The organism is Nocardioides caldifontis, assembly GCF_008087345.1.
Lineage (GTDB): Bacteria > Actinomycetota > Actinomycetes > Propionibacteriales > Nocardioidaceae > Marmoricola_A > Marmoricola_A caldifontis.
The window spans coordinates 261,943-275,281 of sequence record NZ_ML701737.1; the positions used below are offsets into that span (position 1 = coordinate 261,943).

Consider the following 13,339-nt stretch of genomic DNA (forward strand, 5'->3'; position numbering starts at 1 on the left):
TCTCAGTCCTCGATAGCCCTCGTCAGCCCGGTCAGGAGACCGGACCCCCGAAGATGTCGATCCGCTGCCCCTCGGCCAGGCTGACGATCGCCCGCTTGGTGTTGGCGCGCTTGCCGATGCCGAACCGGGTGCGGCGGGTCTTGCCAGGCCGGTTGAGCGTGTTGACGGAGGTGACCTTGACGTTGAACACCTTCTCGACCGCGATCTTGATCTCGGTCTTGTTGGCGTCCGGGTGCACCAGGAAGGTGTACTTGTTGACGTCGAGCAGGCCGTAGCTCTTCTCGCTGACGACCGGCGCGATCAGCACGTCGCGGTGGTCCTTGTGAAAGGTGCTCACTGGGCAGCCTCCTCGCTGGCAGCAGCCTCGGACTCGGTGGCGGTCGCCTTGACGGACTTGCCGCTCGGCCGGCCGGCCACGAACGCGTCGTAGGCGGCCTGGGTGAAGACCACGTCGTCGTTGACCAGCACGTCGTAGGTGTTGAGCTGGTCGACCGCGAGCAGGTGCACGCTCTGTTCGTTGCGCAGCGAGAGCCAGGTCAGCTCGTCGCCCCGCTCGAGCACCACGAGCGCCCTGCGGCCCTCGACGATGCCGGTGAGCGCCTTGAGCGCGGCCTTCGTCGACGGCGCGTCGCCCTCGACGAGCCCGTCGACCACGTGGACGCGGCCGGAGCGGGCCCGGTCGGAGAGGGCGCCACGGAGCGCGGCGGCCTTCATCTTCTTCGGGGTGCGCTGGTCGTAGCTGCGCGGCTGCGGACCGTGGACGGTGCCACCGCCGGCGAACTGCGGCGCGCGGGTCGAGCCCTGGCGGGCGCGGCCGGTGCCCTTCTGCTTGTAGGGCTTCTTGCCACCGCCGCGGACCTCGCCGCGGGTCTTGGTGGCGTGCGTGCCCTGGCGGGCGGCGGCCTGCTGGGCCACGACCACCTGGTGGATCAGGGGGATGTTGACCTGGACGTCGAAGATCTCGGCGGGCAGGTCGACGTTCACTCGCGTGCTCACTTGGCCTCACCCTTCTTCGCGGCGCTCCGGATGACCACGAGGCCACCCTTCGGGCCGGGGACGGCGCCCTTGAGGAGGACGAGCCCCTTCTCGGCGTCGACGGCGTGGACGGTGACGTTCTGGGTCGTGACGGTCACGCCGCCCATCTGGCCGGCCATCCGCAGCCCCTTGAACACCCGACCGGGGGTCGAGCAGCCACCGATGGAGCCGGGCTTGCGGTGGTTGCGGTGCGCACCGTGCGACGCGGAGACACCCGCGAAGCCGTGGCGCTTCATCACACCGGCGAACCCCTTGCCCTTGCTGGTGCCGACGATGTCGACGACCTCGCCCGCCGCGAAGAGCTCCGGGGAGAGCTCCTGGCCCACGGTGTAGGAGCCGGCGTCGGCGGTGCGGATCTCGGCGAGGTGGCGGCGGGGGGTCACACCCGCGGTGGCGAAGTGGCCCGCCTGCGGCTTGTTGACCTTGCGGCCCTCGATCTCGCCGAAGCCGATCTGGACGGCGTTGTAGCCGTCCTTCTCCGGGCTCCGCACCTGGGTGACGACGTTGGTGCCGGCCGCGACGACGGTGACCGGGATGACGCGGTTGTTCTCGTCCCAGGTCTGGGTCATCCCGACCTTGCGGCCGAGCAACCCCTTGACGTTGCGTTCGATAGTCATCTCTTGGGACCTCAGAGCTTGATCTCGATGTCGACGCCGGCAGGGAGGTCGAGCCGCATGAGCGAGTCCACCGTCTTCGGCGTGGGGTCGATGATGTCGATGAGGCGCTTGTGGGTGCGCATCTCGAAGTGCTCGCGGCTGTCCTTGTACTTGTGCGGCGAGCGGATGACGACGAAGACGTTCTTCTCCGTCGGAAGGGGCACAGGGCCGGCGACCTTGGCGCCGGTGCGCGTCACGGTGTCGACGATCTTGCGCGCCGAGGTGTCGATCACCTCGTGGTCATAGGCCTTGAGCCTGATGCGGATCTTCTGTCCCGCCATCAGCCGTCCTTACTCCTCGTCGTTGACTGCTCCCCAAGCTCCGACCCCCGCGGTCGGGCGTGTCGCCCTGACCAGCACGTGCCGCAGCACACGCCTTCTGCGATGTTGGAGTTGGTACCCGGCACGACGCCGGATCGAGCTGAGCCTCACGGTGCGGTCGCGGCACACAGAACTGCCACGAACTCGGAACACCGATTCAGCAGTCAATGTGCACGCAAACCCCGGCGGCCCCGCCGAGCAACCTGTACATCTTGGCAGACGCCCGGATGCAGATCAAATCGGGCCGGAAGCCCCGGGCTCCGACGCCGTGAGATGCTCGGCACCCGACCCAGCCGGCCGAGGAGGGCGATGTCCGAGCACCACCCGGACCAGTCGACGAACCCGCCGTACCCGCCCCTCACCGCGCCGGGCAGCACGCCGCCGCCGGCCGCCGCTCCTCCGAGCCACCAGTGGGGTGCGCCGCCCGGCCCGCCGCCGGGCCAGTGGGTCCAGCACCCGGGCCAGCAACCGGCCCACCAACCGGCCCAGCAACCGGGCCAGCCGTGGGGTGGCCCGCCGACGTGGGCGCCGGTGCACAAGCCCGGCATCGTCGCGCTGCGGCCGCTGCGGCTCGGCGACCTGTACGACGGGGCGTTCAAGGCGATCCGCCAGAACCCGCGGGTGATGCTCGGGATGGCGATCGTGCTGGTCACCGGTTTCCTGCTGCTCCCGAGCCTGGTGAGCGTGCTGATGGCGGCCGCCGGCGACCTCTCCGGGCCGTTCGACGCCGACAGCTTCTCGGCCACCACCGAGGAGCAGGACCCGACGCAGGGCATCGCCGCGATCGTGATGTCGTACGTCGGCAACCTGCTCGCCCTCGTCGCGGGGCTGATGCTGACCGGGCTCGTCGTGCACGTCGTCGCCGAGGCGGTGCTCGGCCGGCGCACCTCGTTCGGCCAGGCGTGGACCGCGGTCCGCGGCCGGCTGCTCCGGCTGGTGGGGGTGATGCTGCTCTCGCTGCTGGTGGTCCTGCTGGTCGTCGCCGCGGCCGTCGCGGTGATCGTGGCCGCGGGGGTCACCGGGGGCACGGTCGCGGCCGTGGTGGCGGGGTTCGTCGCCGTCCCCGCGGCCGTGGTCGCGATCGTCTGGCTCCAGGTGCGCTTCTTCCTCCTCGCCCCGCCCGCCCTCGTCCTCGAGCGGCTGGGGGTGGTGGCCTCGATGCGCCGCTCCTACCGGCTGACCGCGCACCAGTTCTGGCGCACGTTCGGCATCTACCTGCTGACCACGCTGGTGGTGGGGGTCGCCGGCAGCATGCTCGCGATGCCGTTCAGCATCCTGGCCGTGGTGGGCGGCCTCTTCGTCCCCGAGGCGTGGGCCGGGCTGGTCTACGTGCTGGCGACCTACGTGGGGCTCGTGCTCACCCAGGCACTGACCACCCCGTTCACCGCGGCCGTCGTCGCCCTGCAGTACGTCGACCAGCGGATCCGCAAGGAGGGGTTCGACATCGAGCTGATCTCGGCGTCCGGAGCCCTGCCCCCGACCCACCACCTGCGCTGACGTGCCGCTGTCCACCCTCCGGCCGGAGCCCGACGACGCCCGCGAGCTCCTGCGCCGCGAGCTCGCGGAGCAGGAGTACCAACGCTCGCCGATCGAGCGGTTCTGGGCCTGGCTCGACGAGCGGTGGGACGAGCTGACCGACCAGGTCGTCGACATCGGCGCAGCGCCGACGTTCGCGATCGTGCTCCTCGTCGTCGGGCTGCTCGTCGTGCTGGGCTTGACGCTCCCCCGGGTGCGGCGGGACCGCGGGGCCGGCGCGAACGCCCCCGGCGGCGTGCTCGACGACCGCGGGGCCGGCGCCGACGAGCTGCGTCGGGACGCCGAAGCCGCTGCCGCCGCGGGCGACCACGAGCGCGCCGTGGCGACCGCGGTGCGCGCGCTGGTACGCCGGGCCGTGGAGCGCGACCTCCTCGACGACGCGCCGGGCCGCACCACGCACGAGGTGCTGGAGCTGGTGGCCGTCCGCTTCCCCGACCACGGTGACCGGCTGCGCGACCACGCCGACCTGTTCGACGCGGTGGTCTACGGCCGGCGACGGGTCGGGGCGCTGCAGAGCGCCGCCGCCCTCCAGCTCGAGACCGACGTGCGCAGGACCCGGCCGCTGTCCTTCGCCGAGACCGGCCGCCCGACCGGACCGGCGGTCCCCCGGTGAGCGCCCCGGCCGCCCAGGGCTCGCGACGCGGGACCGTCGTGCTGGTCGTCCTGCTCCTCGCGGCGGGCGCGCTCGTCGCCGTGCTGGCACCCGGGCGCGCCCACCCGACCGACGACCTGCACCCGGAGAACCCGGACCCCAACGGCGCCAGGGCGGTCGCCGAGGTGCTCGACGACCAGGGCGTCGACGTCGAGGTCGCCGACGACCAGGAGGCCCTGGTCGACGCCGAGGTGGACGGCGCCACGACGCTGGTGGTCACCTCCACCGCCTTGCTCGGCACCTCGACCGTCGAGACGCTCCGCGAGCAGGCGGCGGACGCAGGCGAGGTGGTGCTGGTGCAGCCGACGCCGTACCTCCTGGCGCAGTGGCCGCTCCCCGCCCGGCTGGTGGTGATCGACGCGTCGGGCCGGCACGACGCGGCGTGCGGCGACGACCTCGTCGGCGACCTCACCCTGACCGTCACCGAGGGCTGGGGCTACGGGTCGACCGGCGGGGCCGAGGGGTGCTTCCCGACCGGCGACGACGCCGCCTTCCTCCTCCCGGACGCCGGCGGGGTCACCGTCCTCGGCGCCGGGGACGTGCTGGCGAACGAGGAGGTCACGCAGACGGACAACGCGGCGCTGGCCCTGCGGCTGCTCGGCGGCCACGAGCGGCTGGTCTGGTACGTCCCCGACCCCGCCGACCTCTCGGCCGCCGACGAGGCACCCGACACCGGCGTGGTCCCCGACGGGTTCGTGCCGGCACTCGTGGTGCTCGCCCTCTCGACCGTCGCGTTGGTGCTCTGGAGGGGCCGGCGGCTCGGTCCGCTGGTGACGGAGCCGCTGCCGGTCGTGGTGCGCTCGGCGGAGACCGCCGAGAGCCGCGGGCGGCTCTACCGCCGGGTGCGCGACCAGCGGCACGCCGCGGAGGCGCTGCGCCGTGGCAGCCGGCGCCGGCTCACCGCCACGCTGGGGCTGACGCGCGGCACGACCCCCGAGACCCTCGTGCGCACCTTGGCCGACCGGACCGGCCAGCCCGCCGAGCGGCTCCACGACGTGCTCGTCGCCCGGGAGGTCCGGGACGACGCGGCGCTGGTGCGGCTCGCCCGCGACCTCGCCGACCTCGAACGGATGCAGGAGACTGACCCGCGATGACAGCCACCGACGAGAACCACACCACCGTCAGCCCCCAGGAGGCCCAGCAGGCCCTGCAGCAGGTCCGCGCGGAGGTGGCCAAGGCCGTGGTCGGCCAGGACGCCGCCGTCGCCGGGCTCCTGGTCGCGCTGGTCAGCGAGGGCCACGTGCTGATGGAGGGCGTGCCGGGCGTCGCCAAGACGCTGCTGGTCCGCACCCTCGCCGCGGCCCTCGACGTCGACTCCAAGCGGGTGCAGTTCACCTCGGACCTGATGCCCGGCGACCTCACCGGCTCGATGATGTACGACGCCCGGCAGGGCGACCTGCACTTCCGGCAGGGCCCGGTGTTCACCAACCTGCTGCTCGCCGACGAGATCAACCGGACGCCGCCGAAGACCCAGTCGGCGCTGCTCGAGGCGATGGAGGAGCGGCAGGTCTCGGTCGACGGGGTGACCCACCGGCTCCCCGACCCGTTCCTGGTGGCGGCGACGCAGAACCCGGTGGAGTACCAGGGCACCTACCCGCTGCCCGAGGCGCAGCTCGACCGGTTCCTGCTCAAGGTGACCCTGCCGGTGCCCGGCCGCGACGAGGAGGTCGAGATCGTCCAGCGCCACGCGACCGGCTTCGACCCGCGCTCGCTGGCCGAGACCGGCGTGCGACCGGTCGCGTCGGCCGGCCACCTGCGGGCCGCCGTGCAGGCGGTGCGCGGCGTCCGGGCGGAGCCGGCGGTGTGCGGCTACGTCGTCGACATCGCCCGCGCCACGCGGGTCTCGCCATCGGTCAACCTCGGGGTGAGCCCGCGTGGCGCGACGGCCCTGCTCCGCACCAGCCGCGCCTGGGCGTGGCTCAACGGCCGCGACTTCGTCACCCCCGACGACGTCAAGGCGCTGGCGCAGGCGACGCTGGCCCACCGGATCAGCCTCCAGCCGGCGGCCGAGCTCGAGGGGGTCGAGGTCGCGCGGGTGCTGCACGCCGCGGTCGAGTCCGTGCCGGTCCCGGTGGCGCAGGCCGGCTGACCGCGGTGAGCATCACCGGCCGCGTCCCGCTGCTGCTCCTCGCCGGGCTCGCAGCCGTCGCGGTGCGCCCGGTGACGTCGACCGCCTGGCTGTGGGCCGGCGCGGTCGTGCTGGTGACCCTCCTCGACCTCGTGCTGGCGCCGTCCCCACGACGGCTCGAGGTCGAGCGTCGCGGTCCCGAGCCCACCCGCCAGGGCGTCACCACCGCCACCGAGCTGCTGGTGCGCAACGGCGGGGCGCGGACCGTCCGCGGCGTCGTCCGCGACGCCTGGCAGCCGACCGCCGGCGCCACCGCGAACCGGCACCGGGTGCGGCTGCCCGGCGGCGAGCACGCCCGGCTGCGCACCGCGCTCACCCCGGTGCGCCGCGGCGCTCTCCGCGCCCACCTGGTGACGGTGCGGGTGCGGGGGCCGCTCGGGCTGGCGCACCGGCAGCGCTCGGTGGCCGTGCCGGGCACCCTCCAGGTCCTCCCCCGGTTCGACTCCCGCAAGCACCTCCCCGGCCGGCTGGCGGTGCTGCGCGACCTCGACGGCCGCTCGGCGGTGCTGACGCGGGGCCAGGGCACCGAGTTCGACTCGCTGCGGGAGTACGTCCCCGGCGACGACGTGCGGAGCATCGACTGGCGCGCGACCGCGCGCAGCCGCTCCCCCGTCGTGCGTACCTGGCAGCCGGAGCGCGACCGGCGCGTGGTGATCGTGCTGGACACCTCGCGCACCTCCGCGGCCCGGGTCGGCGACGAGCCCCGCCTGGACGCCGCGATCGAGGCGGTGCTGCTGCTCTCGGCGCTGGCCGGCCGCGCCGGCGACATGGTCGACGTCGTCGCGGGCGACGCCCGGGTCCGTGCCCAGGTCCGCGCCGGCGGCCGGCCCGGTGCCCTCCCCGAGCTGATGGGCACCCTGGCCACCGTGCACCCGGCGCTCGTGGAGGCCGACTGGGGGCGGCTCGCCGGGGCGGTGACCACGCTGACCCGGCGGCGGTCGCTCGTGGTCCTGCTCACCGCCCTCGAGCGCGCCCCGGTCGAGCAGGGGCTGCTCCCGGTGCTGCCGGCCCTCGTGCAGCGCCACCAGGTGGTCGTGGCGGCGGTGCGCGACCCGTCGCTGGCCACGCTCGCCTCGACGCGCGGCACCGCCTCCGAGGTGTACGCCGCCGCGGCCGCCGAGCGGGCGGAGGGCGACCGGGCCTACGCCGCCGACCTGCTGAGGGTGGTCGGGGCGGACGTCGTCGACGCCGACCCGGAGGAGCTGCCCGTCGCGCTGAGCGACCACTACCTGGCGCTCAAGGCCCGCGGGCTGCTCTGAACCCGTTTCAGTCGGCCGCGGCCACCTGCGCCTCGCGCGCGGAGGCGGCGACGTCGCCGCTCTCGCCCCGCCGGTGGGCCAGCCGGCCGGGGCCGAACACGTAGGCGAGGAACGCGAGCTCGGCCAGCGCGCCGATCGAGATCCGGGCCCAGGTCGGGAGCCCGCTCGGCGTCACGAACGCCTCGATCACGCCGCTGACCAGCAGCACGACGACGAGCCCCATCGCCACCGCCACCGCGGCCCGCCCCTCCCGGGCCAGCGAGCTCCCGCGGCTCATGGGCCCGGGAGCCACCCACGACCAGAACACCCGCAGGCCGACGCCGGCGGCCACGAAGACCGCCGTCAGCTCGAGCATCCCGTGCGGCAGTATCAGGCCGAAGAACAGGTCGCCGCGGTCGTGGCGGACCATGATCGAGCCGGTCACGGCGATGTTGAGCACGTTGGTCCACAGCAGGTAGACCACCGGCAGCCCGAAGACCCCGAGGGCGATGCAGAGCGCCGCGACCCACGCGTTGTTGGTCCACACCTGGGCGGCGAAGTGGGACGCCTCGTAGCTGCTGTAGTAGGCCTCGAAGTCCACGTTGACCAGCTGGTCGACCTCCTCGGGGCTGACCAGCGTCTGCTCGACCCGGGGGTGCTCGAGGAACCACCAGCCGATCGCCACGCCGACCACGACGTTGGCCACCAGGGTCGCCAGCCACCACCGGCTGGTGCGGTAGAGCGCAGCCGGGAACGTGGTGGTGAAGAACCGGCCGGCCTCGCGCCAGGACACCCCGCCGCCGACCCCGGCACGGGTGCGGGCCCGGGCGAGGATGCCGGACAGGTACGCGATCACCGTGGGGTCGGGCGCCTCCGACCGGATCACCGACAGGTGGGTCGCCACCGCCTGGTAGAGGTCGACGAGCTCGTCGGCCTCGGCGCCGGTCAGCCGCCGCCGCTTGCCCAGCTCCTCGAGCCGCCGCCACGAGTCCTGGTGCACCGAGACGAAGGCATCGAGGTCCACCGGGTCAGGGTAGGCGGTCCCGCGGTGCCCCGGCCCGGGACCGCGTAGGGTCAGCGGCCATGACGGCTCAGCAGTGGGTGGGCGAGGACGACCTCGTCACCGGTGAGGCCGTCGCGCTCGACCTGCCGCCGGCCACGATCGGCGTCCGCACGGTGTCGGGGCTGATCGACGTCGCGCTGACCGCAGCCCTCCTCCTCGTCGTCACCCTGCTCTTCTCGCTCGCCGCGCTCGAGACCGACGCCGCGCTCAGCGGGGCCGCGCAGATCGTCTCCACCGTGCTGGTGCTCGTGGGCGTGCCCGCCGTCACCGAGACGCTCACCCGCGGCAAGACCGTCGGCAAGCTCGTGACGGGGCTGCGCACGGTCCGGGACGACGCCGGCCGGATCTCCTTCCGCCACGCGCTGGTCCGGTCGCTGGTGGGGGTCGTCGAGATCTGGCTGCTCAGCGGGGTCCCGGCGATCGTCACGGCGATGGCCAACGGCAAGGGCAAGCGGGTCGGCGACCTGGTGGCCGGCACCTACGTGGTCCGCGACCGGTTCCGGCTCACCCTGCCGCCACCGGTGGTGATGCCGCCGTACCTCACCGGGTGGGCGGCCACCGCCGACCTCACCACGCTGCCGACGCAGCTCGCGGTCGCGGTCCGCCAGTTCCTCGGCCGGGCCGCCGAGCTGCAGCCGCAGGCGCGGGCCGCCACCGCGGACCGCCTGGCGTCGCTCGTGCAGCAGCACGCCGCGCCGGCGCCGCCGCCCGGCACCCACCCCGAGGACTTCCTGGCCGCCGTGCTGTGCGAGCGGCGGAACCGGGACCTGCACCGGCTCGCCCAGGAGCGGGCGCTGCGCGAGCGGCTCCGCGAACGGTTGGACGACCGGGCACCACACCAGACGACGGGGAGCTACGGAGGAGGGACATCGTGACGATCGACCGGGACCGGCTGGCCGGGCTGCGACGCGAGGAGGAGGAGAGGTTCGTCGAGAGCCACCCGCGGTCGCGAGAGCTCGCGGGCGCCGCGGCCGAGCACCTGCTGGCCGGGGTGCCGATGCCGTGGATGACCAGGTGGCCGGGGGCGTTCCCGGTCTTCGTCGACCACGCACAGGGTGCGCGGTTCACCGACGTCGACGGCCAGGAGTACGTCGACCTCTGCCTCGGCGACACCGGGGCGATGACCGGCCACGCCCTGCCGTCGGTGGCCGAGGCACTGGCCGAGCGGGCGCAGCACGGCTTCACCACGATGCTGCCGAGCTCCGACGCCGCCTGGGTCGGCGCCGAGCTGGCGCGCCGCTTCGGGCTGCCCCGCTGGCAGCTGGCGATGTCGGCCACCGACGCCAACCGGTTCGTGCTCCGCTTCGCGCGGTTCCTCACCGGGCGGCCGCGGATCGCGGTGATGGACTGGTGCTACCACGGCACGGTCGACGAGACCCTCGCCGTGCTCGACGGCGACCAGGTCGTGCCGCGTCCCGGCGCGATGGGGCCGCAGGTCGACGTCGCCGAGACCACCCGCGTGGTCCCGTTCAACGACGTCGACGCCCTGGACAAGGCACTGGCGCACGGCGACGTCGCCTGCCTGCTGATGGAGCCCGCGCTCACCAACATCGGGATCGTGCTCCCCGACGACGGTTACCTCGAGGCGGTCCGGGAGGTCACCCGCCGCCACGACGTGCTGCTGGCCATCGACGAGACCCACACCCTCTGTGCCGGTCCCGGTGGGGCCACCCGCGCCTGGGGGCTCGAGCCCGACCTGCTGGTGGTCGGCAAGCCGATCGGCGGGGGCGTGCCGGTGGCGGCGTACGGCATGAGCCAGGCGGTCGCCGACCGGATCGAGCCGGCGATGAAGGGCCACGAGATCGACGTCGCCGGCGTCGGCGGGACGCTGACCGGCAGTGCCCTGGCGCTCGCCGCGACCCGGGCCGCGCTCTCCACGTCGCTGCGGCAGGAGGACTTCGACGTCGCGGTGCCGCTCGCCGAGCGGTGGGCCGCCGGCGTGGCCTCGGTGATCTCCGACTTCGAGCTGCCGTGGCACGTGCAGCGGCTGGGGTGCCGGGCGGAGTACTGGTTCTGCCCGCCGCCGCGCAACGGCGCGGACGCGGCCGCCGCGGTCGACGACGAGCTGGAGGGGTTCATGCACCTGTGGGCGCTGAACCGCGGCATCCTGCTGACGCCGTTCCACAACATGGCGCTGTTCTCCCCGCACCACACCGGGGCCGACGTCGACCGGCACACGGAGGTGTTCCGCTCGGCGGTCGAGGCGCTGGTGGGGTGACGCGGGTCAGCGCCGGGTGTAGCAGAAGTCGGTGACCGCCCGCCCCTCGCGGAGCCCCCGGCGCTCGAACTTCGTCAGCGGCCGCTCGTCCCACCGCGCGGTCGGACCGCCCTCGAGCGCCGGCTCGGCGTCGAGGACCTCGCGCGCCTGCTCGGCGTAGTCGGCCCAGTCGGTGGCCAGCCGCCAGTCGGCGCCGGGGGCCAGCCGGGAGGCGGCGAGCGCGGCGAACGCCGGCGTGACGAGCCGCCTCTTGTGGTGCCGCTTCTTGTGCCACGGGTCGGGGAAGAACGTCCAGAGCGCCGCGAGCTGCCCTTCGGCGAACAGGTGCTCGAGGCACCAGACCGCGTCGACCGACACGACCCGGACGTTGGTCGCGCCGCTCTGCTCGAGGTGGAGGAAGGTCTGCGCGACGCCGGGCCTCCAGACCTCGAAGGCCAGCACGTCGTACGCCGGACGGGCCGCCGCCATCGCGGCCACCGACTCCCCGGTCCCCGAGCCGATCTCGACGACCAGCGGGGCGACCCGGCCGAACCACCGTTCCTGGTCGAACAGCCCCTCGTCGACGACCGAGTCCGGCACCAGCCAGTCACGGGCCCGCCTGTCCCACGCGGCCTGCTGACCGGTGGTGAGCCGGCTGCCGCGACGGGTGTAGGTCGTGACGACCTGCATCCGCCGCCCGTCCGGGGTCAGCCCGGCGCCCGGGTGCGCGGGTCGGACGGGCTCGGACATGACGGTTCCTCCGCAAGGACGTGGGGGGACCGCGCCAGGGTACCGACCGGGCGAATCACCCGAACGACCCACGGCTTCCCGGGCCAAGCACTACGGGAGGCTGACATCCCCGCTCGGGCTCTCCAGCACCTCCGAGCACCGCTCCGCCGTGACCGGGCAGAGGTAGATCGTGGAGCCGTCGGTCGCGAGGTCCGCTGAGATGACGAGGGCGTTGTCCTCGTCCCACCAGCCGACCTCCTGGACCGCGCCGCGCACCCCGCCGAGCGTCGTCGTCCGGCCGTCCCGCCACAACCGGACCTCACGGCCGACCCTCGTGACGACACCCCGCCCGTAGGGGGCGAGCCGCCCCGTCCCGGGGAGCTCTTCCACGAGCTCGGCCGTTCCGCCAGACACGTCGTAGACCTTCGTCGTGTCGTCGCGGTCGGGCACGGATACGAGGTCACCCTGGAGGTCACCCGAGGCGACGAGGCCCTGCTCGTCCGTCCACGGGACCTCGACCTCGCCCTCGGGGGTGTGCAGCACCAGCCCGTCGGGGCCGCCGACCAGGACGGTGCGCTCCGCCACCCCGCTGACCCGGCCGTCCTCGGCCACCGGGTAGCTCGCCACCTCGGTGGCTGCCTTGAGGTCGAGGACCCGGACGACGGTGGACTGCTTCCAGGCGAGGTAGCGCCCGTCGCCCGACAGGACCGCCCAGCCGACGCGCCCCGGGACCGGTGAGGCACCCCGAGTGAAGGTGAACCGCCCGTCGCCCTCCCCGGACGAGGCAACGTCGACCTGGACGATCCGCCCGTGGTCGTCCTGCGCCAGCACGAACTCGGAGGTGGCGCCGATGATCGTGTCGGTCGCGACGTCGAGGTCGTGGAGCGTGCCGTCGGGGGTGACCGCCTTCAGGTTGCTCGGGTCCCGGAAGTACACCGGGCCGGGGAGCCCTGCCAGCCGGTCGTGGGCGTCGCCGGCGACCGGCGGTCCTCCGTCCTCGTGGTCGCCGGCCAGCCCCACCACGGCGTACGCCGAGGCAGCGGCGAGGGCCACCGACGCTGCGGCCGCGACCGCCAACGTCGAGCGGCGGCTTCGTCGACCGGCGCGGACCCGGGCCCGGAACGCCACCTCGTCGAACGGTGGCACCGCCACCGCGTCGGCCACCTCGGCGAAGGTGGCACGCACCTCGGTCGTCACGTCGTTCATCGGGGCTCCTCCACGAGGCTCGTGTGGTCGGCCAGGGCGGCCCGGAGCCGCTTGAGGGCGTGGTGGGTCTGGCTCTTGACCGACCCGGTCGAGCAGCCGAGCGCGGCAGCCGTCTCGGCCTCGCTGAGCTCCTCGTAGTAGCGGAGCACGAGGGTCGCCCGCATCCGGGGCGGGAGGTCGCACACCGCCTGCCAGAGCGTGGCCCGGTCGCCGAGCACCCCGAGCCCGCCGTCGTGACCCGGGTCGGGCACCGCGTCGGTGACGACGGTCCGCCCCCGGGCCCGCCAGCCGCGGGAGGCCGCGTTGACCAGCGCCCGCCGCACGTACCCCTCGAGGGCACCGAGGTCGCGGATCCGCGGCCAGGCGACGTAGGTGTTCGCGAGCGCGGTCTGGAGCAGGTCCTCGGCCTCGTGGCGGTTCCCCGTCAACAGGTACGCCGACCGGAACAGCGCGGCCCAGCGCGCGGCGACGAAGTCGCTGAACGCCTGGTCGTGGGCGCGGTTCACGGCACCTCGAAGAAGTCGGTCATGTCAGGAAGGACTCCCGTGCGACGCCGGAGGTTGAGTGCGCGTCGCAGGG

15 protein-coding genes are annotated in these 13,339 nt (G+C 74.0%); 7 read left to right on the forward strand and 8 right to left on the reverse strand.

The window, feature by feature from the left end:
* Positions 1–31: 31 nt before the first annotated feature.
* From rplW to rpsJ, 4 genes are read right to left on the reverse strand one after another with little or no spacing between them, the layout of a single operon-like run.
* Positions 32–337, reverse strand: coding sequence for a 50S ribosomal protein L23 (gene rplW, locus FIP57_RS07055; RefSeq protein ID WP_148572816.1), 306 nt, complete (start codon positions 335–337; stop codon positions 32–34).
* Positions 334–996 (reverse strand): 50S ribosomal protein L4, encoded by a 663-nt coding sequence (gene rplD, locus FIP57_RS07060; protein ID WP_148572817.1) that lies wholly within the window; start codon positions 994–996, stop codon positions 334–336. Before rplD ends, rplW begins: the two co-directional genes overlap by 4 nt.
* A complete protein-coding gene (gene rplC / locus FIP57_RS07065; RefSeq protein WP_148572818.1) occupies positions 993–1,652 on the reverse strand; it encodes a 50S ribosomal protein L3 in 660 nt (219 codons plus the stop codon). The genes rplD and rplC overlap by 4 nt, the downstream gene beginning before the upstream one ends.
* Positions 1,653–1,663: 11 nt before the next feature.
* On the reverse strand, positions 1,664–1,972 hold the full coding sequence (gene rpsJ, locus FIP57_RS07070; RefSeq protein WP_148572819.1) for a 30S ribosomal protein S10: 309 nt from the start codon (positions 1,970–1,972) through the stop codon (positions 1,664–1,666).
* 348 nt (positions 1,973–2,320) lie between these two features.
* Between rpsJ and FIP57_RS07075 the strand changes: the two genes are divergently transcribed.
* Genes FIP57_RS07075 through FIP57_RS07095 form a run of 5 tightly spaced genes read left to right on the forward strand, consistent with a single transcriptional unit; the run spans position 2,321 to position 7,586 of the window.
* A complete protein-coding gene (locus tag FIP57_RS07075; RefSeq protein WP_148572820.1) occupies positions 2,321–3,508 on the forward strand; it encodes a DUF7847 domain-containing protein in 1,188 nt (395 codons plus the stop codon).
* 1 nt (position 3,509) lies between these two features.
* Positions 3,510–4,160, forward strand: coding sequence for a DUF4129 domain-containing protein (locus FIP57_RS07080; RefSeq protein ID WP_148572821.1), 651 nt, complete (start codon positions 3,510–3,512; stop codon positions 4,158–4,160).
* Entirely contained in the window at positions 4,157–5,293 is a 1,137-nt protein-coding gene (locus tag FIP57_RS07085; RefSeq protein ID WP_148572822.1) for a DUF4350 domain-containing protein, read from the forward strand. The genes FIP57_RS07080 and FIP57_RS07085 overlap by 4 nt, the downstream gene beginning before the upstream one ends.
* On the forward strand, positions 5,290–6,288 hold the full coding sequence (locus FIP57_RS07090) for an AAA family ATPase (protein ID WP_148572823.1): 999 nt from the start codon (positions 5,290–5,292) through the stop codon (positions 6,286–6,288). Before FIP57_RS07085 ends, FIP57_RS07090 begins: the two co-directional genes overlap by 4 nt.
* Positions 6,289–6,293: 5 nt before the next feature.
* Positions 6,294–7,586 carry a DUF58 domain-containing protein gene (locus FIP57_RS07095; RefSeq protein ID WP_148572824.1) on the forward strand — a complete coding sequence of 431 codons (1,293 nt, stop codon included), beginning with the start codon at positions 6,294–6,296 and terminating at the stop codon, positions 7,584–7,586.
* Positions 7,587–7,593: 7 nt separating this feature from the next.
* On the opposite strand, the gene FIP57_RS07100 is transcribed toward FIP57_RS07095, so the two are convergent.
* Positions 7,594–8,589 carry a stage II sporulation protein M gene (locus FIP57_RS07100; RefSeq protein ID WP_148572825.1) on the reverse strand — a complete coding sequence of 332 codons (996 nt, stop codon included), beginning with the start codon at positions 8,587–8,589 and terminating at the stop codon, positions 7,594–7,596.
* 59 nt (positions 8,590–8,648) lie between these two features.
* On the opposite strand from FIP57_RS07100, the gene FIP57_RS07105 reads away from it, so the two are divergent.
* Entirely contained in the window at positions 8,649–9,503 is an 855-nt protein-coding gene (locus FIP57_RS07105; protein WP_148572826.1) for an RDD family protein, read from the forward strand.
* Positions 9,500–10,846 (forward strand): transaminase, encoded by a 1,347-nt coding sequence (locus tag FIP57_RS07110; protein ID WP_148572827.1) that lies wholly within the window; start codon positions 9,500–9,502, stop codon positions 10,844–10,846. Before FIP57_RS07105 ends, FIP57_RS07110 begins: the two co-directional genes overlap by 4 nt.
* A gap of 6 nt (positions 10,847–10,852) precedes the next feature.
* On the opposite strand, the gene trmB is transcribed toward FIP57_RS07110, so the two are convergent.
* From trmB to FIP57_RS07125, 3 genes are all read right to left on the reverse strand, one after another.
* Complete coding sequence (trmB, locus tag FIP57_RS07115) at positions 10,853–11,575, reverse strand: tRNA (guanosine(46)-N7)-methyltransferase TrmB (protein WP_148572828.1); 723 nt, start codon at positions 11,573–11,575, stop codon at positions 10,853–10,855.
* Between the two features lie 90 nt (positions 11,576–11,665).
* The gene (locus tag FIP57_RS07120; protein ID WP_148572829.1) at positions 11,666–12,760 is read right to left on the reverse strand and encodes a WD40 repeat domain-containing protein; all 1,095 of its coding nucleotides are present in this window, start codon (positions 12,758–12,760) and stop codon (positions 11,666–11,668) included.
* Positions 12,757–13,266, reverse strand: coding sequence for a SigE family RNA polymerase sigma factor (locus FIP57_RS07125; protein WP_148572830.1), 510 nt, complete (start codon positions 13,264–13,266; stop codon positions 12,757–12,759). The genes FIP57_RS07120 and FIP57_RS07125 overlap by 4 nt, the downstream gene beginning before the upstream one ends.
* Between the last annotated feature and the right edge of the window lie 73 nt (positions 13,267–13,339).

Excerpts from the sequence above, each read along its gene's own strand:
- trmB (WP_148572828.1), bottom strand. The coding sequence starts at position 11,575 with ATGTCCGAGCCCGTCCGACCCGCGCACCCGGGCGCCGGGCTGACCCCG.
- FIP57_RS07090 (WP_148572823.1), top strand. The coding sequence starts at position 5,290 with ATGACAGCCACCGACGAGAACCACACCACCGTCAGCCCCCAGGAGGCC.
- rpsJ (WP_148572819.1), bottom strand. The coding sequence starts at position 1,972 with ATGGCGGGACAGAAGATCCGCATCAGGCTCAAGGCCTATGACCACGAG.
- FIP57_RS07105 (WP_148572826.1), top strand. The coding sequence starts at position 8,649 with ATGACGGCTCAGCAGTGGGTGGGCGAGGACGACCTCGTCACCGGTGAG.
- FIP57_RS07120 (WP_148572829.1), bottom strand. The coding sequence starts at position 12,760 with ATGAACGACGTGACGACCGAGGTGCGTGCCACCTTCGCCGAGGTGGCC.
- rplC (WP_148572818.1), bottom strand. The coding sequence starts at position 1,652 with ATGACTATCGAACGCAACGTCAAGGGGTTGCTCGGCCGCAAGGTCGGG.
- FIP57_RS07075 (WP_148572820.1), top strand. The coding sequence starts at position 2,321 with ATGTCCGAGCACCACCCGGACCAGTCGACGAACCCGCCGTACCCGCCC.